Origin of the sequence: Nostoc sp. DedSLP03, assembly GCF_034530815.1 — a bacterium.
Taxonomy (GTDB): domain Bacteria; phylum Cyanobacteriota; class Cyanobacteriia; order Cyanobacteriales; family Nostocaceae; genus Nostoc.
In genome coordinates this window covers 13,267-35,235 of record NZ_JAVRCK010000093.1, presented here as the reverse complement: position 1 = coordinate 35,235, position 21,969 = coordinate 13,267, and the positions used below count along the sequence as shown (strand labels likewise).

The window sequence follows — 21,969 nt, the reverse complement described above, 5'->3', positions numbered from 1 at the left end:
ATTCTAGTCTCAGCTTTTTTTTGGGCTTTTTTCAACCCGTCGAACTCACGTTAATTTTAGTAAATCGAAAAGTTTTCCCCCAAAAGCCGCCCCATCAAAGGAATTTGTTAATAATTACAAAGACTCAATCTGCTAGGGATTTCCAACATTACTAAATTTCTTTATACCGCAAATTACCAGCCAAGCTCCTCCAGAGGAGATTAACAACAACGGTGTTAACCAATCACCCCAACGCACATATAAAGTCTTTGTCTGTCGCCGATAAATTGTTTCAGCATGAGTTTCGTAGGTATTATATCCAGACATCCACAAGGTTCTGCCATGAGGATCTACAAAGGCTGAATATCCGGTATTAGTTGCCCGTGCTGACCAGCGATCGCTTTCAATTGCCCGCATGATATCCTGTGCATGATGCTGAAATGGCATGGATGCAGTGTAATGGGCATCGTTAGAAGAACTGACAATAAATTGTCCACCCGCAGCCGCTTGACGGCGAAATTGTTCGGGAAAAGCAGATTCATAGCATATACTAGCGATCGCCCGACCAAAAGGAGTGTCAAATAGCTGATTTGCTGAACCAGCAACTTGGTGTGCATCCAAAGGCGACAAGCGCTGAACTAGTTTGCCTAAAATTCCTTCAAAGGGAATATATTCTCCCAAAGGTACTAATTTAGCTTTATCGTAGCGGCTAACAATCTCACCTTTAGTATTGAAAGTAAACAAACTAATTGTATAACTGTCTCCCCGTTCGCCAAAAGCCCCAATCCAAGCAACTACGCCTTTTTCTTTCACAGCTGCGACTAAGGCCGTTTCCAGCAAGTTACGCTGGAAAATAGGTAAGGCTCCTTCTGGGGTCAGGACTGCATCTACACCTTGGTCTGCTAAAGTTAGATATCCATTAGTATAGTTTTCTTGGGCACGACGAAACCCTTCGGAACTTCGTAAAAGTCGGTTCGGGATATTACCTTGAACAATTCCCACTTTTAAGGCTGCTTCTGGGGGTTGAGCAATGGGACGGCTGTATAAGATAAAACCAATGAGGTGTAAGGTAATTAATAATCCTGTGGCGATAACCCAGTATTTATTAACAAACCGCCAAGGCGCGGAGAAGCCAGTGCGTTGGGCGGGTTCCCCGACTTGAAGCAACTGGCGCGACACAGAGAAAATCTTGGCGTCCTTGGCGTCTTGGCGGTTCATCCATCCTTCAGCAATTAACCCGTTCACAGCAACGATCGCTGCTGTCACAGTATTAGGCCCAGAGAGTTGTCCTAGATGTACAATTACAAGATTATGCGGACTTTGGGTGTAAGCAAGAGAACTCCACCACAAAGGCCCAGCGCTCCAAAGACTCTCTAAGCCGCACCAGACGGCTGTACCAATCAGTACACGTAACCACGGTTTTTGTCCGGCTAGGCGAACCATTACAGCCGCCCAAATAGTAACAAATATTCCTCCCAATACAGTGATAAATCCCCAGCAAAAAAGTGTGATTGCCAAACTTGGCAACCACGGAACGCCCAACCAAGTCATGGGATGAATTCCGGTAATCCACCAGAGGGCGACACCGTGAAAACCTATACCCCAGAAGAAAACAGGGGGAGCAGGGGGGGATTGGTTTTTGCGTTTGCCAGAAGTGATAACTAACACCCATAAGGGAGCTAGAGCAATCCAAGCCAGAAACCATGCACCTACAGGGGCAACGGTTAGCCCCATTAAAATGCCGCTAGCTAAGGCAATTAACCAAGGAAGCAAAGAGATAAATTTATCCCCCTGCCTCCCCTGCAACGCCAGCTCCCCTTGCTTTTTACTCTGCTTCTTCTGCATCGGCAGCATCAGGTGGAATTATTGCTACTCCGGTAATAGCGTCATCTTCATCTAAACGCTGCACTCTGACTCCAGTCGCCGATCGCGATTGGATCGAAATTGCATTTACCGCTTGACGGATGATAATACCGCGATTTGTCACCATCATGATTTCATCATCATCATTGTTGACAATGCGTAGGGTTGCTAGCTTGTCTTTTGTTTTGCGGTTTTTGAACTTGGTTGCCATTAAACCCTGACCAGCACGATTTTGCAGCCGGAATTGAGCAACTGGGACGCGCTTACCATATCCACCCATTGTAATTACCAACACCCAAGGGCCAACTATGCCACTGCTAGGCACTTCTACTGACTCTTCAGTAATTTCGGTAATTTCGATATCTTCTGTTTCGATTGTTTCGATATCTTCAATTTCTGCTTCTGCAACATCCAAACTTTCCAGAATTGCTGCGGGGAGAATATCCATACCCACGAGTTCATCTTTATTTTTGAGTTTCATGGCTTTCACTCCACGAGTTGCCCTACTTAAAGGACGCAGTTGTTCGTGGTTGCATCGGAAGTGAATCGCCATCCCGTTACGAGAACCAATGATTACACTATCCTCGACTTTAGCGCGTCTCACCCAGCGGAGTTGGTCGCCTTCTTCTAAGGAAATGGCTATCAAACCATTGGCACGAATGTGACTAAAGGCTGCCAATTCGGTTTTTTTGATATTGCCACCTTTGGTGAGCATGACCAAATATTCTTCGTTGCTGAACTCGTCAACCGGTACAATCGAGGTGATTTTTTCCTCTTTGGGAATCGGTAGCATTTGCACAATTGGTGTGCCGCGACTGGTACGCGAACTCGCTGGGATTTGATAAGCTCTCAGGCAATAAACAACACCACGCTCGCTAAAGAATAAAATACTGTCGTGATCGCAGCAAGTCAAAAAATGCTCAATGGTATCATCATCTTTCACCTTGGCTGCGGCTTTGCCTCTAGTAGCACGGCTTTGGGCTTCAAAGGTGTTAACTGGCATCCGTTTGATGTAGCCTTGCTCTGTCACCAGAATTATCGCTTTTTCATTGGCGATTAAGTCGCGATCGTCTAATTCCCCTTCCCCTGGTAAAATCACCGTGCGGCGGGGTGTGGCGAAGTTAGTTTTCAGTTGTGTGACTTCAGTTTCAATGATTTCTAGCACTCTCTCCCGGCGTGCCAAAATATCTTGCAAGTCAGCAATTTTCGCTTGTAATTCTTCGTGTTCCAGACGAATTTTGTCTGCTTCTAAAGCAGTCAAGCGGCGCAATTGCATTTGCAAAATCGCATCTGCTTGTACTTCTGAGAGTCCGTAAGTTGTGATTAATTCGCCTTTGGCTGTAGGTGCATCGGGAGCATGACGAATTAAGACAATAATTGCATCTAAATGAGACAAGGCTATTAATAATCCTTGCAGGAGATGGTCGCGTTCTTCGGCTTTCCGCAGTTCGTAGCGGGTGCGTCTGGCAATGGATTCGATGCGGAAATCCAAGAAGACGGTTAAGAACTGCTTGAGGGTGAGTACTTGGGGTTCGCTATTTACCAACGCCAGCATATTTGCGCCAAAGTTGGCTTGCAATGGCGTTTGCTTGTAGAGGTTGTTCAGCACAACGCGGGGATAAGCATCACGCTTGAGTTCGATGACAACTCGCATCCCGTCGCGATCGCTTTCATCTCGGATATCTGCAATGCCCTCTAGACGCTTCTCGTTCACCATTTCGGCGATTTTTTCAATCAGCGCCGCTTTATTGGTTTGATAGGGCAATTCGGTGATGACAATTGCTTCTCTATCTGGGCGTCCCCGTTGTTCAACGGTTTCAATGTTAGCAACACCACGCATGGTAATGGAACCACGTCCGGTAGTGTAAGCTTCTCGAATCGCAGATGTTCCTAAAATCTGCGCCCCAGTCGGAAAGTCTGGGCCGTGGACATAGTGCATTAATTCCAGATCGGTGATTTCTGGATTGTGGATTATTGCCACCAAAGCATCAATCAATTCGCCCAAGTTGTGGGGGGGAATGTTGGTGGCCATGCCCACGGCAATCCCAGAGGAACCATTGAGCAATAACTGCGGAATCCGTGCTGGTAAAACTGTGGGTTCTTGCTGGGAACCGTCAAAGTTATCGGCAAAATCTACGGTTTCATACTCGATGTCGTGGAGTAGACCAGCGCTAGTTAAAGCTTGCAAGCGGCATTCGGTGTACCGCATGGCGGCTGGCGGATCGTTATCTACCGAACCAAAGTTACCATGTCCGTCAACTAATGGCGATCGCATGGAAAAATCCTGCGCCATCCGCACCAAGGCATCATATACTGCCGTGTCACCGTGGGGGTGATATTTACCCAATACTTCCCCCACCACACGGGCGCATTTCTTAAAGGGGCGATCGTGGAGCAGACCTAGCTCGTGCATTGCGTAGAGAATGCGACGATGCACAGGTTTTAGACCATCCCTGGCATCTGGCAGCGCCCGACCCACTATCACGCTCATGGCGTATTCCAGATAAGACTGCGACATTTCGTTTCGCAAGTCTGTCGGGATAATCCTCTCCTGTGAGGTTGTCATAACCTAAAAATCTCCAAAAATCGTAGATTTTAGCTTTTTTACTCAACAAAGCGCAAAATTATTCTAAATTGCTCTTGAATAATTGCTATAATTTGATACAATTTTAGCATATATTGCTTGTTTATGCCTGGGCAGCTAACTCAAGCGCTGGTTCAATCCATAGCTTCTCTTTGGGATTTGAGTTGAGATGCGATCAGGGGAACTTTCGGGGCAAGAAAAAATCCAATCAAACTGGCAAAAAGGATCGGTGTCAAAGGACTCAAGTTAGTCAGTTTTGATAGTAGCAAAGTCGTACTTATGGGTGTGCGTGTTACAGCTGCGTTGACAGCCGCCATTGTACAAATCATGGCCAGGGCAGGATCGAGTCCCGGAATTAAGACTGCTACTGCTTTACCAATGCAAGCACCAGTGAAAAATAGGGGAATGATGAATCCACCGCGCCACCCACCTGTTACCGTAATGCTAATGGCAGCCATTTTCCCAAGGGCGAGAGTTAAGAGAAAAACAGCACTAAAGTTAGCTCTCAGGACTGAATCTAACTCTTCATGTCCAAAATAACGGGTGAGGGGTAATAAAACTGCTAAAATGCCAAGTCCCACTCCTGCTAATGTTGTGCGTACATAAATGGGAACAGGAGTTGATGCAGAGACGCCTAGACGTGAAACAGCTTGCCAAAAGGCATCGCAGCCGCGAAAAATACCTATAAAAATCCATCCCGCCACTGCTCCGATCATTCCAAACGCGATCGCGATCGCAAAATCATCAATCCTTTCTAAGTGATACTGAGGAAAATGCCAAGTGGGGGCAATACCCAAATGTGTAATTGCTGCAAACACTAGATAGCTAGCACAACTCGAAACAATGGCTGGCATTAAAGCTTCGTAATATTCCACAATATGCTCGTGGTGCAAAATCTCTAAAGCGAACATCGCACCACCAAGAGGTGAGCCAAACAAGGCAGTAAAGCCAGCCGCCATTGCTGCTAAACTCATGGTTCTGAGGTCTTCACCTTGGAGTTTTAAGCGATCGGCAATCCAAGTACCAAAAGAACCTGTTACCTGTACCAGTGGCGCTTCTGGGCCAGCACTACCGCCTGCCGAGATGCTGACTAGAGAAGCAAGAATCATTGAAGGATTTTTGCCAACATCTAGGCGGCCGCCACGAAAATGAATATTATCAACAATCACAGCGATTTCACCGGGATTTCCCAAATAATGAATCACTAGACCAATAATTAAACCGCTAAGTGGCATCACTATCAGCAGGCTAAAACCCTCAAATCGCTGGAGTCTGTGAGTTAAAAACTCTAGAATATTCCAGTACAACGCCGCAAATAGACCACCAGCAGTCCCCACGACTATCCAGCGGATAACCCACTGCGAAATCATTAAGGGATTACGCTTTACCAGTCCAAAAAGTTGAGCAAATGTCCAGCGTTGAGTTTGATTACTAGCGGGGGGCTTGTTTGGTAACACTGCTTATTTCCTATTTGTGAAACCTAAAGTACTGAATATTTACGCTTTTTATGGTAAAGGCTATTTAGTTTAGTAAATCATTTTTGGTCTACAAATAGCGATATTTTTGACAGGCTATAAAAAAGGGCGTACAGATGTACGCCCCTAAAATATTTATCTGCGATCGCACTTTATACGGTTCGGATAAGTATTTTGAACTCATAATTACCTTTGGGGAAAAGGTTACTGGGTTTGGGTTAAAGGTTTTTTCTCCCCCCTTTCCCCTTTAACCTTTTCCCTTTAACCGAACCCTATTGTGATCGCACCCTCTTTAACAAGAGTAAGGATTATTGAAGGTTTCCCAAGCAGCTTTTACAGCCTTTTGCAGGCGAAAGTTAAAGTCTACTAAGTCTTTCATCAATAAGTGCCAGTTTCTCTCAGCTTCATCTTGAATTACCGCCCAAGAGTTTTCTAAGCGATCGCTTTGTATCAGTTTCCTACCTTCAATTAATTCGCGTGCTTGACGCACAACTTTCAAATAGGTTTCACGGGTGAGAGTACCTGCTGAATCAGCCTCAGCTTGAGCGCGTCTTTTTAGCGCCTCAATCAACGCTTTGGTTTCGCGCTTTACCTCATCAGTTTCACCAACCATTTCGGTTTCTACTAATTTGTCGGTTTCAGAACTTATTTTTACAATTACTATGGATTCAGTAGATTCGATATTGTTAGAATTCATACTTAAAACATCCTTAATTGCAAAGTTTACTCTTTAATAAAAATTGCACCCTATCTTAATAGCCATTAGCCATTTATCCCTTTTACAAAGAACAAATGACTAATGACTAATGACAAATTAATAAGCTTTTGTTGGCAGTTGTTGCTCTAATTTCAGCAATGCTGCAACTCGCATTTCTGTAGCCGGGTGACTGGAGAATAAGTTACCTAGAAACTGTCCAGAAATGGAATTGATAATTAATAATGGCTCATAAGCTGGATTAGCATTTAAAGGCATCTGCCTTGCTGAGGCTTCTAAGCGTTGCAATGCCCTAGCTAAGGCGCGGGGATTACCAGTTAATCTCGCAGAACCGGCATCAGCAGAAAATTCTCGCGTGCGCGAAATTGCTAGCTGAATAATTGTTGCAGCCATCGGCGCAAGTATGACTGTTAATAAAACTCCTATTGGATTTCCACCTCTATTGTCATCTCGCGAACCACCGCCAAACCATAAGCTGTAACTAACCATTTGGGCTAAGAATGAGATCGCACCAGCCACAGTAGCAGCAACAGCTTGAGTGAGAGTATCACGATTAATAATATGGGTTAGCTCGTGGGCGATAACACCTTCGAGTTCATCCTCTGGCAATATATTTAAAATACCTTCGGTGACAGCTACAGCAGCGTGTTCTGGATCGCGTCCTGTAGCGAAGGCGTTAGCACCAGGGCTAGGAACGATATAAACTTTAGGCATAGGAATATTAGCGCGATCGCTCAATCTCTGCACCATCCCATAAAGTCCTGGTGCTTCCCTTTCACTCACAGGTTGCGCTTGGTATACTGCTAGGGCTATTTTATCTGATTGATACCAGGAAAACAGGTTGGTTGCTGCTGCCAAGCCAATCCCGATAATCAAACCACTAGAACCGCCAATTACCCAGTAACTAATTGCAATCAAAAGACCACTTAGTGCAGCAAGCAAAGCAGCCGTTTTCAATTGATTTGTCATGTTTTTGCTCTCCTGCTAATGCTGTGTAAATTTTTTAGAAAACAGCATTACTTTAGCTATATTTTGATTTTATCCAGCTAAACTGAGATATATGGTACAGAAAACCTATCAGATAAGTACGGTTTTCCTACCTAAGTTTTAATAATACTAATTTAGTTATAGAATCAACCTTTATAAAGAGTAAAAAAACATCTATCTATAGGCATAAATTACAATGGTGATGCTTAGATTAGGCTATGTATACACCATTAGTTAAGATCCATTTCAGTAAGTTGGCGAGAAAAAACCTAACTAGGTTACGAAATATAAATACACCTAAAACCCTTACAAATGACCAAGGACAAATGACAAATGACAACCCTCTCCTGAAGGAGACGCTGCGCGAACACTAGTTATCTTTATTTGCATCTACCTACTTACTTATAAAGGTTCTGAGTCTATTCCTTCTGCTTGATATATTTGTTGGGAAAATAGCTGAAAATCTAATTCGCACGCCTTCAAAGCTTCAGTGGCTTGTGAGTATTTTGGGGCATCAAACAAATCGCGATCGCGGATTTTAGGCAACCAAGAACGCAGTTTATTTAATTCCGCCTCGTTCTCTTCTAATTCTGCAAAGGTGAGATTACCTATTTTCCGTTCCTCGCTCAATTCGCTATGCAAATCCCGACATTGCCCCAAAAACTCTTGATATTCTTGATCTGCCTGCTGTTGAAAACGATTTACCAACATAGCATTTTGCTCAAGTTCATCAATCCAAATAGTCAATAAATCAGCTTCACCACCACCGGCTGTAATGTCTGCTTTCAATTCTGCCAGATATTGTTGCAAATCTTCTCTATGCGGTAGCACGCACACCGACTGCTGTAGATAAAGTGCGCCCCAACCCTTGAGTTTACGCCAAACATACACCCGTTGGGTTGAAGGCTGTGCGGGTACTTTGTACACCAATAAGTTCCAACACTTTCTGTCCATAGATAAATTGTAACAGGTGTTGCATTAAATTGATTTTATTGTTAGTCTACTTATGCAACATCTGTTGCATTACAGAAAAATTATGAGTCTGAATCATAAAGTCGGAAGCTCACTTATTGGTTCTCAAGAATTACAGAGTTGATGTAGTAAAAGCCAGTCAGGTAAACAGGAAATATGCAACTACAAAATAAATTTTTCCAGACAATTCCCCGCACTGTTTGGGTATTGGGATTTGTCAGTTTGCTGACAGATATTAGCTCTGAGATGATTAATTCTGTATTGCCCTTATTTTTGGTATCAGTTTTAGGGGCGAATGTTTTGACTGTGGGCATCATCGAAGGCATTGCAGAAGCAACAGCTTCAGTTTTAAAAATCTTTTCGGGAGCGTTGAGTGATTATCTAGGACATCGTAAAGGATTAGCGGTGTTTGGGTACGGCTTATCCACCTTTGTTAAACCACTATTTGCTGTAGCTACCAGTCCAACTGGGGTGTTAATAGCTCGATTTGGCGATCGCATTGGTAAAGGTATTCGGGTAGCGCCCCGCGATGCCTTAGTTGCCGATTCCACAAGCGCAGAGGTACGCGGTGCAGCTTATGGATTGCGTCAATCTCTCGATACTATTGGAGCATTTTTAGGGCCTTTAGCAGCATTCATGCTGATGACTGCTTCCGAAAACAACTTCCGCCTGGTTTTTTGGCTAGCACTCATCCCTGGATTTTTTGCAGTCGCTTTATTAACAGTAGGAGTACGCGAACCACAAACAAGTGAAACTCAAGAAAACCGAAGCAATCCTCTGCAATGGCAAGCTTTACGCAGTTTGGGCCAAAGATACTGGGTACTAGTAATAGTGGCATTATTATTCAATTTAGGCAACTCCAGCAATGCTTTTTTGTTGCTGCGAGCAGAACAAACAGGCATTTCTGCCTCTCTCATCCCATTGACATTAATGGCGATCAACATTACTTATTCATTCAGCGCCTACCCAATAGGAATACTTTCTGATCGCGTGGGTAAATTTGGGTTACTAGTAGGCGGATTTCTCTTATACGCTTTAGTCTATCTGGGTTTCGCTTTTGTGCAGACACCTTGGCAAGCGTGGGGATTGTTTGCCCTTTATGGTTTGCATTTGGGTATGAGTAAAGGATTGCTGTTAGCGTTAGTGGCAAATAGTATCCCTGCAAATCTGCGTGGCACTGCTTTTGGATTCCTCAACTTAGCTGTAGGATTAGCGCTTTTACCTGCCAGTTTGCTAGCTGGTGGCTTGTGGCAAACACTGGGAGCAGAGGCGACATTTATTGCTGGGAGCTTGTTTGCGTTGGCAGCTGTATTATTGTTAGTTTCTCAAAGAAACAAATATTGAAAAGCAAAAATGGTATCCTTAATTTGAAATCAAATCAATGGCGATGGAGCTCGCCGAAACCGCCTTTCCAGTCCGAAAATTCATCACTGGAAGGCTGATGGCTCCTACTTTCCTTGCTAACTGCGGGAGAGTAGGGCTTGGCTAAATGCATTACCTGACTCCCCTGTAGAAAGTATCTCTCTACAAATCGCACCTCAAGGAGTCATGGTATGAAACACCTTCGTCAGTTTGAACCATTTATTGCCTTACCTCATCTAATCAAGTGGTTGCCCATCTCCTTTGTGGTTGGCATTCTGGCTGGAACTGCTTCTGCGGCTCTTTTAGCATCATTAGAATGGGCAACTGATTGGCGAGAATCGCATCGGTGGATTATCGCCTTGCTTCCTTTTGGTGGCTTCTTGAGTGGTTGGATTTATCATCAATTTGGTCGGACTGTAGAAGCTGGAAATAACCTTTTACTCGAAGAAATTCATAACCCCAAAAAGATTATTCCTTTTCGTATGGCTCCTCTTGTTTTATTAGGAACAGACCTTACCCATTTTTTTGGTGGTTCAGCCGGTCGTGAAGGTACAGCATTACAAATGGGTGCTTCTTTGGCAGACCAGTTAACTAAAATATTGCATTTTCAAGGGGCTAATCGGCGAATTTTGTTAACAGCAGGTATCAGCGGGGGATTTGCTTCAGTTTTCGGTACTCCCTTAGCTGGAACCGTATTTGGCCTGGAAGTTTTAGCGATTGGTAAAATTCATTACGACGCTCTTTTTCCTTCTTTAATTGCTGCGATCGTCGGAAATCAAGTAACTTTACTATTAGGTTTACATCATACAGCATACCGACACGCTCCCTCTATACCGACGCTCACAATTTGGGGATTGATTGCTGCGATTATTGCAGGTGCAATTTTTGGAATTGTCGCGAGATTCTTTGCTAAAGTAACTCACCAAATTAGCCACTTATTTAAAGCAAAAATATCTTATCCTCCACTGCGTCCTTTGATTGGCGGTGCGATGATAGCAGTAATTGTCTGGTTGAGTGGTACGACTAAATACATTGGGCTTGGTATCCCTACTATTATTGATTCTTTTTTCACTCAGCTACCTCCTTGGGATTTTGCAGCCAAATTGGGTCTGACTGCTTTAACTTTAGGAGCAGGTTTTAAAGGAGGAGAAGTTACGCCTTTATTTTTTATTGGTGCAACTTTAGGTAATGCTTTATCGTTATTTTTAGCATTACCTGCACCACTGTTAGCAGGAATGGGATTTGTGGGTGTATTTGCGGGTGCAGCAAATACACCTTTGGCATCCACATTAATGGGAATTGAACTATTTGGTTTGGAATCGGGGATATTTATTGGTATTGGCTGTGTAGTGAGCTATTTATTTTCAGGTCATTCTGGAATTTATTCTGCACAGCGTATTGGGTTGAGTAAATACTCTGCTGTATATTTAGAAGAAGGGATGACTTTGGCTAATTATGGACGAGAAAAAATTGATTTACCCAATGATAACGAAGAAAGAGGAAGTAATTATCAGGAATAATTTATTGATGTAATTAATGGATAATTGGAAGAGTGTGTATTTTATCGCCGTAGGTATCGCAATTTCAGACTAGTGATGCATGAGCGATAACCGCTATGCTTAACTTATATATTTGCGAACATTTCACAAATATGGTGTTTAGGATGAAAAGTTACTATGCTCATAGAGTTTAGTATTGGCAATTACCGATCCTTTAAGGATAAAGTCACCTTTAGTATGGTAGCTGCCAATATTGTTGCGAAAGAAAGAGAACTTGATGACAACAACGTTTTTGCGGTAGATGATGATCTAAGATTACTCAAAAGTGCTGCAATTTATGGTGCTAATGCCAGTGGAAAAAGTAATCTTGCGAAAGCTTTGAGCTTTATGAAGTGGTTTATGATTAATTCCTCTAAAGATACTCAAAGTACAGAAAAAATAGGAGTTGAGCCGTTTGAGCTAAGTACAGAAACTGAAGTACAACCATCTTTTTTTGAAATTGTGTTTCTATTAGATGCTAAAAAATATAGATATGGGTTTGAAGCTAATCAAAAAAGGATTATTTCTGAGTGGTTATCTTATGTTCCTAACACAAATAAAACCGCTCTTTTTGAGCGAGTTTCTGAGGGAAATTCACGTAAGCTCAAATATCTATCTAAAAAGTTTAAGGCTGAGGGTATTTACCCAAAAACTAGGAGTAATGCGCTTTTTCTATCAGTAGCTGCTCAATTTAATGTTGAAATAGCTGAGAGAATACTAGATTGGCTAACAAAAAAAGTAAATATAGTTTCAGGTTTAGACGATCAAGTTCATTTGATTCATACAGTAAGTTATTTAGCCAAAAATAATGATAATAGATCAGAAATTATTCAATTAATAAAACAGCTAGATTTAGGTATAAAACAAATAAGAATAAAGCAAGCAGAAATTATCCCTATGGAACAAAGTTCTTATCATTTCAAAACAGAAAGTTCAATTAAGACAGGGCATCAAAGATTTGATAAAAAAGGTAATTCTGTTTCTATAAAATTCTTTGATTTAGAAAATCAAGAGTCGGAAGGAACTAAAAAAATAATTTCTATTGCTGGACTTTTGGTAGATACTCTTAAATATGGCAAAATTCTGATATTTGATGAATTGGATGCGAGACTTCATCCGCTAATCAGTAAAGCAATTGTTGAATTATTTCACTCCAGAAAGACGAATTCTAATAATGCACAACTAATATTTATGACTGATGACACCAATTTGCTCAGTAATAAAATCTTTCGCAGAGATCAGATTTGGTTTACTGAGAAAAATAAATATGGTGCTACAGATTTATATTCATTAGTTGAATATAAAATACAGAATGATGCCTCTTTTGAAAGTGACTATATCAAAGGCAGATATGGTGCTATTCCATTTATTGGTGACTTAAGTCAACTTCTTGGTGAGCCTAATGCCTAGAAACCGTGGCTATGCCGATAGAAAAGTTGCCACAAGAGAGCTTAGGCAAATATTTTTAATTATATGTGAAGGTGAAAAAACCGAACCAAATTACTTCATGAGCTTTCGTGTTTCCACGACCATCAAGCAAATTGATGTTAGAGGATTTGGATACAACCCAAGTAAATTAGTACAAGAGGCTAAAGAATTAAAAGCTCAAGGAGATTACGATCAAATTTGGTGTGTATTCGATAGGGATGATTGGCCTAAGCAAGATTTTAATAACGCTATTGCAAATGCTGAAAGAGAAGGATTTAAAGTTGCTTACTCTAATGAAGCTTTTGAATTATGGTATGTATTGCATTTTGAATTTTTAAATACTGGACTTCCTCGCAAAGATTACATAGGTAAGTTAGAGAAAGAGAAATTGCTTGGACACAAATATAAAAAAAATAGTACGACAATCTATGACGAAATAGAAAATAGGCAATCTACTGCCATCAAACACGCTAAAAGTCTTCTCAAGCAATATAACCCTTCTAATCCAGTAAATGATAATCCTTTAACAACAGTACATCTTTTAGTTGAGGAGCTAAATAAATTTATTCAATAATGCTTATCTTTGAGATAAAATCAATTATTTTTATACCATATACTGCTTATTTTTATCTACTAAATCATCGCTTTCAATTCTTCTAAAGCTTGAAAACTTCCTACTTGCCAACTACGTTCTACGGCAGCAGGGATAATCTCAGTAATCGCTATATCTTCAAAATTAGGACTGATGTTAGATTTTATATATTTTCCCTCTTTCAGTAAATAAATAGAAAGGCTCCCGCTATCGTAAACCCATAATTCTGGAACTTCAATGGCTTCATAAGCATCAAGAGTAGTTTTTGATGTCACATCAGTTTCAATCGCTAAATCAGGCGGCGGGTCATCAGGCTGCAAGCGGCGACGACCAATCATTTGTTGATAATTCTGAATATAAAAGCAAGCATCAGGTTCAACTCCTGCTAAACCTTGCTTTTTAAAGGTGGTGGAACCAAAAGGTTGATATCTGATATCTTTAGCTTTCAGCAATATTTTGACAATATCAGAAATTAAATCTTTGGGTATTTCATGTTCTGGTAAAGGAGCCATAATTTCTAAAGAACCTTGGCTGTAGGCAATTCGGGTAGTTCTTTTTTCTCCCAATTCTTGTAATATAGATTCAAATTCTTCCCACTTAACATCTGGAATTGTTACTGTGCTACCAGGTGCTAACTGCATCTGGCTAACAGCTTTTAAAACGGGGATAGCAGCAGTCACGTTGCTTTGCTCCAATTCAAAATTCAAAATTCAAAATTCAAAACTTATTAGGTTGCGGTGGATAATACAGCCCACCGTAACCTTTAGATTAATAGAATGAGTTTAACAAAAGTGGCTAAAAGCGATCGCTCTACACTTTAAACTTCTCAGCAATCCGCTTCATCGCCTCTTTGACATTCTCCCGGCTGTTAAACGCCGATATGCGGAAGTAACCTTCACCCGCAGCACCAAAGCCAGAACCAGGTGTCCCCACAACGTTGACAGTTTGCAGCAACTTATCAAAGAATTCCCAACTGGATAAATTATTAGGAGTTTTCACCCAGACGTAAGGTGCATTCACGCCACCATAAACTGATAAACCGGCGGCTGTGAGTTTCTCGCGGATAATTTTGGCGTTTTCTAAATAGAAACTCACCAATCCCTTGATTTGTGCCTGTCCTTCTTCAGAGTAAACCGCTTCGGCTCCCCGTTGGACGATATAAGAAACGCCATTAAATTTGGTGGACTGGCGACGATTCCACAGTTTCCACAGTTCGACATCGGAACCATCGGCGGCTTTTGCTGTCAGTGTCTTCGGTACTACAGTTAACGCGCAACGGGTTCCTGTAAAACCTGCATTCTTGGAGAAAGAACGAAATTCGATCGCAACTTCTCTTGCACCTTCAATTTCATAAATTGAGCGCGGAAGCGACGGATCGGTGATATAAGCTTCATAGGCTGCATCAAAGAAAATAATCGAGTTATTCGCTTTAGCATAGTCCACCCATGTTTTGAGATATTCCTTGGTAGCAGTTGCGCCAGTGGGGTTATTGGGAAAGCAGAGATAAATTAAATCGACTTTCTTTGAGGGAATCTCGGCGGTGAAGTTATTATCAGCCGTAATTGGTAGATAAACTAAACCCTCAAATTCGCCTTTATCATTGGCATCCCCAGTATTTCCCACCATCACGTTAGTGTCTACATACACAGGGTAAACTGGGTCAGTCACGGCTATAGTGTTGTCATGACCAAAGATTTCTAGAATATTGCCAGTGTCGCACTTAGAACCATCGGAGATAAAGATTTCGCAGGCATCTATATTGGCTCCCCGTGCTTGGAAATCTTGAGTAGCAATTTTCTCCCGCAACCAAGCATAGCCTTGCTCAGGGCCGTAGCCTTTAAAAGTATTGCGATCGCCCATTTCTTCCACAGCTTTAATCATTGCTGCGCGGCAAGCCTCCGGCAGAGGTTCGGTAACATCGCCAATGCCCAAGCGGATGATTTTAGCATCAGGATTGGCTTCTGCAAAGGCATTCACGCGCCGAGCAATTTCTGGAAACAGATAACCCGCTTTCAGTTTCAGGTAGTTGTCGTTAATAGTTGCCATAGTAAATATAAAAAACGCCCTCAAACAGCTTACTGCTAATTTATGAGGGCGATAACTTTGTTATGGGGAGTGGGGAAGAGGCAGGGGAGCAGGGGGCAACGGGGAGAATAACTAATGACTAATGACTAATGACTAATTAGACATTTATCGGCTGTTTATTTTCGGCTGAATAACTATTGCTATTATCAATTCCAAACTGCGTGAGCGATTCTTTCCCTGTAATCAATCTTGCTCCGCGATTACGGGTGAAATAGCTCCATGCCCACTGAATCATTACTACTAATTTGTTATTAAATTCAATTAAGAAGTAGATGTGAATAAATAGCCAAAACAGCCATGCAACGAAACCTTTCAGCTTGGTAAAGCCGAAATCGACCACAGCAGAATTGTGCCCAATCATTGCCAAACTACCATAATCGGTATAAGCAAAGGGTGGCAAATTGTTACCTACAAGCCGCTTTTGGACTAACTCTGCTACATATTCACCTTCTTGCTTCGCTACAGGTGCAACACCAGGTAGCGGTTTACCATTTTGATGAGAAAAATTTGCTAAGTCGCCAATTACAAAAATATTCGGATGTCCCTTAATACTCAAGTCAGGTTCAACAATAATCCGTCCAGCGCGATCGCATTCTGCACCTGTGCGTTCTGCGAGGACTTTTCCCATTGCGGAAGCTTTCACACCTGCTGCCCATAATACCGTTTTTGAGGCAATTTCTTTAACTTCATCGCCTTGTTTGAGGGTAACAATATCATTTTCAATATTTGTTACCAATGTTTTTGTCTGCACAACTACACCCAAGCGCCTTAAAGATGCTTCTGCTTCTTGTGATAACTCTGGTGCAAAGGGTGGCAAAATCCGATCCAAACCTTCTAATAGTAAAATTTTGGCTTCTGAGGTGTCGATGTTGCGGAAATCATCTTTGAGGGTTTGATTTGCTAATTCGGCGATCGCACCAGCTAACTCTACACCAGTTGGGCCACCACCCACAATTACAAAAGTTAACAAAGCGCGGCGTTTTTCTGGATCGGTTTCTTTTTCTGCGGCTTCAAACGCCGAAAAAATCCGGCTACGCATTTCTATCGCATCTTCTACAGTTTTCAAGCCGGGAGCAAATTCTTCCCAGTTGTCTTTGCCAAAGTAGGAATGCTTCGCACCTGTGGCGACAATTAAGGTGTCGTAAGGTACTGCTTCGTCACCCACAATCACTTTTTGCGTTTCTGGATCGATGTTATTCACCTCTCCCAGCAGCACTTTCGTATTCTTGCTCTTGCTGAGAACAGAACGCAACGGTGAGGAGATATCAGCAGGAGATAGCGCACCTGTGGCGACTTGATATAAAAGGGGTTGAAATAGATGAAAGTTACGTTTATCAATCAGAGTAACGTTTACTGCCGCTTTGGCGAGTGTTTTTGCTGCATAAAGTCCACCAAAACCACCGCCAACGATTACTACTTTATGGGGTGGATTTTTGTCAAGTGAATTTACCATAAGAAATATTATCGTGTATGCCGACTATTGTAACTATTCTTAACAGATTTGTATCAAAATTGTCATCATATATTTTGTATTGCTCTTTACATTTGAAAAAGTATTAAAGTAATCGAGACTACAGGATAAACAAAATTGTTTAAGAGAAAGGTACAGACAATAAGAGTTTGAAATCTTTCAATTTTTGTTTATCTATGTAGATTTATCAGAGGTAAATGTAGAATTTATGCAAGTTTAGTCAGAAATAGTTGACTCTGGTGTTTGTGTCAAACGTGGTGAATGAGTTCGCCGCCAACGCCTAAAGCCATAGACAAGAGCAACAAAAATTAATAAATAGGGGCTGTAAACAATTAACCAAATACCCAGTTTAAGTAAGCCAACGGAAAATGCCCTCAAAGAATGGGTAGAGTTATTCCAAGTTTCCTTAACTTGTAAACCCAAGTCAGGTTGAGGGCTGGTACTAGAAACTGCTGCTTCTAGGTTCAGCGTAATAGTGGAATAAGCAACTTGATTTTTGAGGTTTTTCAGTTGGGCATCAATTTGTTCTATGGTTTGTCGGACATTACTCAGTTCTTGGGAAACACTAAGCACATCTATCACAGAACCAGCCCGATCCATAATTTTTTGCAAATTAGCTTCAGTCTTTTGCAAATTACTTAATCTAGCTTGGAAATCTACGAGGCGATCGCCTACATCTTCGGCAGTGATATTACGACTATTAACAGTGCCCAATTTAGCTAGTTGCTCTAAAGTAGGTTCTAGCCGATTCTCTGGTATCCGTAATTGGATTGTTGCTGTGTAACGCGGGTTGTCGTTTTTGGGTTGTTGTTGTTTCAACCCGATTAAATCTCCTTGCTGTTGATTGATAATTTGCGAAACAGCATCAATAGTCTTATCTACAGAGTTGACAGTCAAAGAAATTGCTGCCTTTTTGATCAGTTGGGGACGAGAACGCGCTATTGGTGCAGCTTCTGCATTTTGGGAAATACTGTTTTCACGGGCACTTAATTGATTTACCCCGTCATTGGCTGCAATTTGAGGTACAGATTGAGGTGCAGACTTATTTGCTGTCTGTTGGGAAGAGGCGCAACTAGTGAAAATCATCCCTCCCAATAACGCACTTATAAATAAAGCAGATGTGCGCGGTAATTTGGTTGCAGTATACATAATCTACCCCTAGATAGATGAAGTTAACCCTAGTATTACTGAATAAGAACTCAAAGCCTGTATTGTTGCGATTTATGTAACAGGATTTGTCATTTGTCATTTGTCATTGGTCATTTATTGTTCTCCCCTGCTCCCCCGGTTACTGAGCGCAGTCGAAGTATGCCCCCCTACTTCCTCTGCTCCCTTGGTTACTCTGCCTCCCTTACTCCCCTGCTCAGTCCAAAGAGATAAATTGAATGATTGATAATTCATCTGTGTTACTCAATTTGGGGTACAATCGTAAGCCTGCCAATAAATGACGATGCTTGCTGACAGGAGATGCTTCTATGGCCCGGATGTATTATGACGAAGATGCCAATTTAGACCTTTTGGCTGGAAAAACTATTGCTATTATCGGCTATGGTTCTCAAGGTCATGCCCACGCTCTCAATCTCAAAGATAGTGGTTTGAATGTGATTGTGGGACTATATCCGGGTAGTAAGTCAGTCGCAAAAGCTGAAGCAGCTGGATTAACTGTGAAAAATGTTGCAGATGCTGCTAATGCTGCTGACTTCATCATGATTTTGTTACCTGATGAAGTTCAAAAAACGATTTACAAAAACGAGATTGAACCCAATCTAGAAGAAGGGAATGTGTTAGCTTTTGCTCACGGTTTCAATATTCACTTTGGGCAAGTTGTACCACCAGCTAACGTCGATGTGGTGATGGTAGCACCAAAAGGGCCGGGGCATTTGGTACGGCGGACTTATGAAGGTGGCGAAGGCGTACCAGCGCTGTTTGCAGTTTATCAAGATGCCAGTGGTCAGGCACGCGATCGCGCCATGTCTTACGCTAAAGGTATTGGTGGTACTCGCGCTGGTGTTCTCGAAACTACTTTCCGCGAAGAAACCGAAACAGATTTATTTGGCGAACAAGCCGTATTGTGCGGTGGTTTGAGTGCTTTAATCAAAGCCGGATTTGAAACTTTGGTAGAAGCTGGTTATCAACCAGAATTGGCTTATTTTGAATGTCTGCATGAAGTCAAGCTAATTGTTGACTTGGTTGTGGAAGGCGGTTTAGCTAAAATGCGCGACAGTATTTCTAACACAGCTGAATATGGCGATTATACTCGTGGCCCACGGATTGTTACCGAACAAACCAAAGCTGAAATGCAGAAGATTCTCAGCGAAATTCAATCTGGACAATTTGCACGAGAATTTGTTCTAGAAAACCAATCTGGTAAACCAGGATTTACCGCTATGCGTCGTAAAGAATCTGAACACAAAATTGAGGAAGTTGGTAAAGATTTACGCGCTATGTTTAGCTGGTTGAAAAAAGCTTAAGCAAAAAAATAACATCAGACATCTCCAAAAAAAAGAATGTAGAGACATAGCAGTGCTACGTTATATTTAATTTCTGGAGATGTCTAAACATCATTTGCTTTTAGTTTTGAGATAATCTGCAATGTACTCTCCATAAGTATCGCGCAACATTTGTTCTCGAAATTTGAATCCTAATGTTTTTGCTCGACAAGATAGAGATTCGCACAAGCAGCTGCGGACAGCAATTGATTCATATTCAGTAGTTTCGTAGTCCCAGGAAATCTCTTCACCTGCTTCGATATCGCCCAAAGGAACGAAGTCATATCCTCCAAACTGATTGTTTTTTACCCCAGTATTTGGATCGCAAGAATGGTTAATGAAGATAGCAGGCTCATCTAGTTTTACATGGCAATTAAAATTTATCTGAATGGAATAAATTGTTCGTTCGGGAACTTCTTCAATTGGAATACCCACCACGACAGTTTCCCCTTGGGCAAATTTTTTTGTAACAAACACTCCTCGTCCTTTTGGTGTTTGCTGAATCGTGATATGAGAATTGAGTTTTACAGCTGAAATCGACTCTATTGTAGTCATAGATCAAGACCTATTGGATTTAAATTTCTTGCGACTTCCAAGTTTTAAACTTGGCTTATACCAATTCTCTGTGAGGCTGCACATTATTTTGAACCCTCCCAACCTTACCTTAGCAAGGGAAGGTGACATTCTTTCTATGTATCTTCATATAGAATTGATATTAGTTAAATTTCACTTTCGAGGTAAAAATTCGTTTGCTGAAAAATCGTACAACTAATAGCAATCTTGAGATAAAATTCGAGTTCAGAACATAAATTCAAAATCTTTTGCATCCTGTAACACTATAGTATATGACTGAGGCATATTCTGTTAATCTTTAATATCTTGAACAATCCGAAAACCCGCGTGCTGATAAAAATTTGGACGGAACCAGTTGCGGTAATATTTTAAAGCTTCTGTACCATTAGTTATCCAACATCCTCCTAACATCATTTGATGTTTATCATCAAAAAATATCGCAGAATTATCTTCATAAAGAAAATGAGGCTGATATCCAGCAAGAGGGTTTAAGTTATTACTCAACCATTCCCAAACATTCCCACGCAAATCATACAATCCCGAAGAGCTTTTGGCTGTTTCTAACATCCCAACGGGACTAGGGGAGCCAAATTTTAAATTGAGATTATAATTTTCTACATCATCTAATAAACTATTACCATAAGTTGCTAAATGGTATTCTGGTTCACTCATTAAACGAGTATCTTTCCCTTGCCAACGACAATAAGCCATTGCTTCATAATGATTGACTTCCACAGGCCAATCTAGGGGTAAGTCAATTTCATCAAACATAGCTCGATATTTATAGCTACCATTTTCATGTAACCAAAATTTGGGGCATTGAATACCGTATCGAGTTTTCCAATTCCAAGATTCTTCATCCCAATATTCTTGATTTTCGTAGCCACCAGCCTTGACAAAATAGATAAAATCAGCATTGGTAATCAGATATTTGCTGGCGAAAAAGGGTGCAACTTCAACAATGCGATCGCCATAATCAATATCCCATCCATAAGTTGAATCATCTAAGGCTTTACCAAGTTTTACTACCCCACCAGCAACTTCGAGCATTTCGTTCTGAGGAGTGTAACCATTAAAAGGAGCATATTGCCAATTTTGAGGACGTTTCACTCTCTCAATTGGCAATTGACGAATTAACATCGAAGAAGTTTCAATGTGAATACGCTGGTGTTCCATCCCCATCATTAAAGCCCAAAGGGGATGATTGGGATGAATTGGCAGAGTAATTGGGGTAGTTTTAATTACTTCAGAAATTACAGAATATGCTTGTTCTCGGTACTCCCAAGTTTGTTCAACTTGCGGCCATTCCAAATGAGCGATCGCTGCATTCAACTCTTCTGGTTTTTCTGGATCTACTCCAATTTCAAACAAAATTTCATACTCTGGATTGAGGCGTTTTTCTAATAAACCCACCTGAATTAATTTATTGATATAGAAAACAGCCGAATGTCCCAGATAAAAAATTAGAGGATTTCTTAAAGGGTCAGGATTGAGATAAAATGTCTCTTCCCCAACTAGACTTTTCAATAATATATCTTCCAGTTGCCAAGCATTTTCAAAGTAATCGAGGATTGCTTTGTTATTACAACTATCAAGTTTTGGAGGTTTAGCAGATTGTAGACTATTCATGGTCTAATTCCTATTAGTGAACAATGAAACAAATTAATTATCTATAATTATGATTTGATTCCTGAATTTACTTGCATAGGTAAAAAATACGGAAAAAACAATAGATATATACTGAGTTTTTTGAAAAAACAAATATTAATCTTATCGGATGTGTAAAACACAATAAAATTGAAGGAGGGATCAAATAAGATTCTTAAATATGACAGATTTATTATTTAATAGCAATA

17 protein-coding genes and 1 riboswitch are annotated in these 21,969 nt (G+C 41.2%); of the genes, 5 read left to right on the top strand and 12 right to left on the bottom strand.

The genetic code is table 11. The features are described 5' to 3' along the window. Window positions 1-132: 132 nt before the first annotated feature. The 6 genes from lnt to RM368_RS31425 all read right to left on the bottom strand — a co-directional run bounded on the left by lnt (window position 133) and on the right by RM368_RS31425 (window position 8,530). Window positions 133-1,824 (bottom strand): apolipoprotein N-acyltransferase, encoded by a 1,692-nt coding sequence (gene lnt / locus RM368_RS31450; RefSeq protein ID WP_322697684.1) that lies wholly within the window; start codon window positions 1,822-1,824, stop codon window positions 133-135. Continuing rightward, window positions 1,805-4,408, bottom strand: a complete 2,604-nt coding sequence (gene gyrA / locus RM368_RS31445) for a DNA topoisomerase (ATP-hydrolyzing) subunit A (RefSeq protein ID WP_322697683.1) — start codon at window positions 4,406-4,408, stop codon at window positions 1,805-1,807. The genes lnt and gyrA overlap by 20 nt, the downstream gene beginning before the upstream one ends. A 152-nt stretch (window positions 4,409-4,560) precedes the next feature. Continuing rightward, a complete protein-coding gene (locus RM368_RS31440; RefSeq protein ID WP_322697682.1) occupies window positions 4,561-5,883 on the bottom strand; it encodes a chloride channel protein in 1,323 nt (440 codons plus the stop codon). Window positions 5,884-6,193: 310 nt separating this feature from the next. Then, window positions 6,194-6,598 carry a hypothetical protein gene (locus RM368_RS31435; RefSeq protein WP_322697681.1) on the bottom strand — a complete coding sequence of 135 codons (405 nt, stop codon included), beginning with the start codon at window positions 6,596-6,598 and terminating at the stop codon, window positions 6,194-6,196. Between the two features lie 117 nt (window positions 6,599-6,715). Continuing rightward, window positions 6,716-7,585, bottom strand: a complete 870-nt coding sequence (locus RM368_RS31430) for a zinc metalloprotease HtpX (RefSeq protein ID WP_322697680.1) — start codon at window positions 7,583-7,585, stop codon at window positions 6,716-6,718. A gap of 420 nt (window positions 7,586-8,005) precedes the next feature. Continuing rightward, window positions 8,006-8,530 carry a Chromate resistance protein ChrB gene (locus RM368_RS31425; RefSeq protein WP_322697679.1) on the bottom strand — a complete coding sequence of 175 codons (525 nt, stop codon included), beginning with the start codon at window positions 8,528-8,530 and terminating at the stop codon, window positions 8,006-8,008. Window positions 8,531-8,731: 201 nt separating this feature from the next. Here RM368_RS31425 and RM368_RS31420 point away from each other — a divergent pair, with 201 nt between their 5' ends. The 4 genes from RM368_RS31420 (at window position 8,732) to RM368_RS31405 (ending at window position 13,477) form a co-directional block, all read left to right on the top strand. Further along, window positions 8,732-9,919 (top strand): MFS transporter, encoded by a 1,188-nt coding sequence (locus RM368_RS31420; protein ID WP_322697678.1) that lies wholly within the window; start codon window positions 8,732-8,734, stop codon window positions 9,917-9,919. A 30-nt stretch (window positions 9,920-9,949) separates the two neighbouring features. Further along, window positions 9,950-10,033: riboswitch (Fluoride riboswitch) on the top strand. Window positions 10,034-10,128: 95 nt separating this feature from the next. Beyond that, window positions 10,129-11,457 (top strand): voltage-gated chloride channel family protein, encoded by a 1,329-nt coding sequence (locus tag RM368_RS31415; protein ID WP_322697677.1) that lies wholly within the window; start codon window positions 10,129-10,131, stop codon window positions 11,455-11,457. A gap of 216 nt (window positions 11,458-11,673) precedes the next feature. Beyond that, window positions 11,674-12,885: an ATP-binding protein gene (locus RM368_RS31410; RefSeq protein WP_322697676.1), complete on the top strand. Its 1,212-nt coding sequence runs from the start codon at window positions 11,674-11,676 to the stop codon at window positions 12,883-12,885. Beyond that, on the top strand, window positions 12,878-13,477 hold the full coding sequence (locus RM368_RS31405; protein ID WP_322697675.1) for an RloB family protein: 600 nt from the start codon (window positions 12,878-12,880) through the stop codon (window positions 13,475-13,477). The genes RM368_RS31410 and RM368_RS31405 overlap by 8 nt, the downstream gene beginning before the upstream one ends. Window positions 13,478-13,536: 59 nt before the next feature. Here RM368_RS31405 and RM368_RS31400 read toward each other — a convergent pair whose 3' ends face one another. The 4 genes from RM368_RS31400 to RM368_RS31385 form a co-directional block, all read right to left on the bottom strand. Beyond that, on the bottom strand, window positions 13,537-14,175 hold the full coding sequence (locus tag RM368_RS31400) for a Uma2 family endonuclease (protein ID WP_322697674.1): 639 nt from the start codon (window positions 14,173-14,175) through the stop codon (window positions 13,537-13,539). Between the two features lie 130 nt (window positions 14,176-14,305). Next, the gene (locus tag RM368_RS31395; RefSeq protein WP_322697673.1) at window positions 14,306-15,541 is read right to left on the bottom strand and encodes an LL-diaminopimelate aminotransferase; all 1,236 of its coding nucleotides are present in this window, start codon (window positions 15,539-15,541) and stop codon (window positions 14,306-14,308) included. Window positions 15,542-15,677: 136 nt separating this feature from the next. Next, window positions 15,678-17,033 (bottom strand): NAD(P)/FAD-dependent oxidoreductase, encoded by a 1,356-nt coding sequence (locus RM368_RS31390; protein WP_322697672.1) that lies wholly within the window; start codon window positions 17,031-17,033, stop codon window positions 15,678-15,680. Window positions 17,034-17,267: 234 nt separating this feature from the next. Further along, a complete protein-coding gene (locus RM368_RS31385) occupies window positions 17,268-18,200 on the bottom strand; it encodes a DUF4349 domain-containing protein (RefSeq protein WP_322697671.1) in 933 nt (310 codons plus the stop codon). A 326-nt stretch (window positions 18,201-18,526) separates the two neighbouring features. Between RM368_RS31385 and ilvC the strand changes: the two genes are divergently transcribed. Next, window positions 18,527-19,522, top strand: a complete 996-nt coding sequence (ilvC, locus tag RM368_RS31380) for a ketol-acid reductoisomerase (RefSeq protein ID WP_322697670.1) — start codon at window positions 18,527-18,529, stop codon at window positions 19,520-19,522. A 90-nt stretch (window positions 19,523-19,612) separates the two neighbouring features. On the opposite strand, the gene RM368_RS31375 is transcribed toward ilvC, so the two are convergent. Together RM368_RS31375 and ovoA are read right to left on the bottom strand one after the other, a co-directional pair. Further along, window positions 19,613-20,095 (bottom strand): SET domain-containing methyltransferase, encoded by a 483-nt coding sequence (locus RM368_RS31375; RefSeq protein ID WP_322697669.1) that lies wholly within the window; start codon window positions 20,093-20,095, stop codon window positions 19,613-19,615. A gap of 309 nt (window positions 20,096-20,404) precedes the next feature. Next, window positions 20,405-21,742 (bottom strand): 5-histidylcysteine sulfoxide synthase, encoded by a 1,338-nt coding sequence (gene ovoA, locus RM368_RS31370; RefSeq protein ID WP_322697668.1) that lies wholly within the window; start codon window positions 21,740-21,742, stop codon window positions 20,405-20,407. Between the last annotated feature and the right edge of the window lie 227 nt (window positions 21,743-21,969).

Excerpts from the sequence above, each read along its gene's own strand:
- lnt (WP_322697684.1), bottom strand. The coding sequence starts at position 1,824 with ATGCAGAAGAAGCAGAGTAAAAAGCAAGGGGAGCTGGCGTTGCAGGGG.
- gyrA (WP_322697683.1), bottom strand. The coding sequence starts at position 4,408 with ATGACAACCTCACAGGAGAGGATTATCCCGACAGACTTGCGAAACGAA.
- RM368_RS31435 (WP_322697681.1), bottom strand. The coding sequence starts at position 6,598 with ATGAATTCTAACAATATCGAATCTACTGAATCCATAGTAATTGTAAAA.
- RM368_RS31430 (WP_322697680.1), bottom strand. The coding sequence starts at position 7,585 with ATGACAAATCAATTGAAAACGGCTGCTTTGCTTGCTGCACTAAGTGGT.
- RM368_RS31420 (WP_322697678.1), top strand. The coding sequence starts at position 8,732 with ATGCAACTACAAAATAAATTTTTCCAGACAATTCCCCGCACTGTTTGG.
- RM368_RS31415 (WP_322697677.1), top strand. The coding sequence starts at position 10,129 with ATGAAACACCTTCGTCAGTTTGAACCATTTATTGCCTTACCTCATCTA.
- RM368_RS31410 (WP_322697676.1), top strand. The coding sequence starts at position 11,674 with ATGGTAGCTGCCAATATTGTTGCGAAAGAAAGAGAACTTGATGACAAC.
- RM368_RS31405 (WP_322697675.1), top strand. The coding sequence starts at position 12,878 with ATGCCTAGAAACCGTGGCTATGCCGATAGAAAAGTTGCCACAAGAGAG.
- RM368_RS31395 (WP_322697673.1), bottom strand. The coding sequence starts at position 15,541 with ATGGCAACTATTAACGACAACTACCTGAAACTGAAAGCGGGTTATCTG.
- RM368_RS31390 (WP_322697672.1), bottom strand. The coding sequence starts at position 17,033 with ATGGTAAATTCACTTGACAAAAATCCACCCCATAAAGTAGTAATCGTT.
- RM368_RS31385 (WP_322697671.1), bottom strand. The coding sequence starts at position 18,200 with ATGTATACTGCAACCAAATTACCGCGCACATCTGCTTTATTTATAAGT.
- ilvC (WP_322697670.1), top strand. The coding sequence starts at position 18,527 with ATGGCCCGGATGTATTATGACGAAGATGCCAATTTAGACCTTTTGGCT.
- RM368_RS31375 (WP_322697669.1), bottom strand. The coding sequence starts at position 20,095 with ATGACTACAATAGAGTCGATTTCAGCTGTAAAACTCAATTCTCATATC.
- ovoA (WP_322697668.1), bottom strand. The coding sequence starts at position 21,742 with ATGAATAGTCTACAATCTGCTAAACCTCCAAAACTTGATAGTTGTAAT.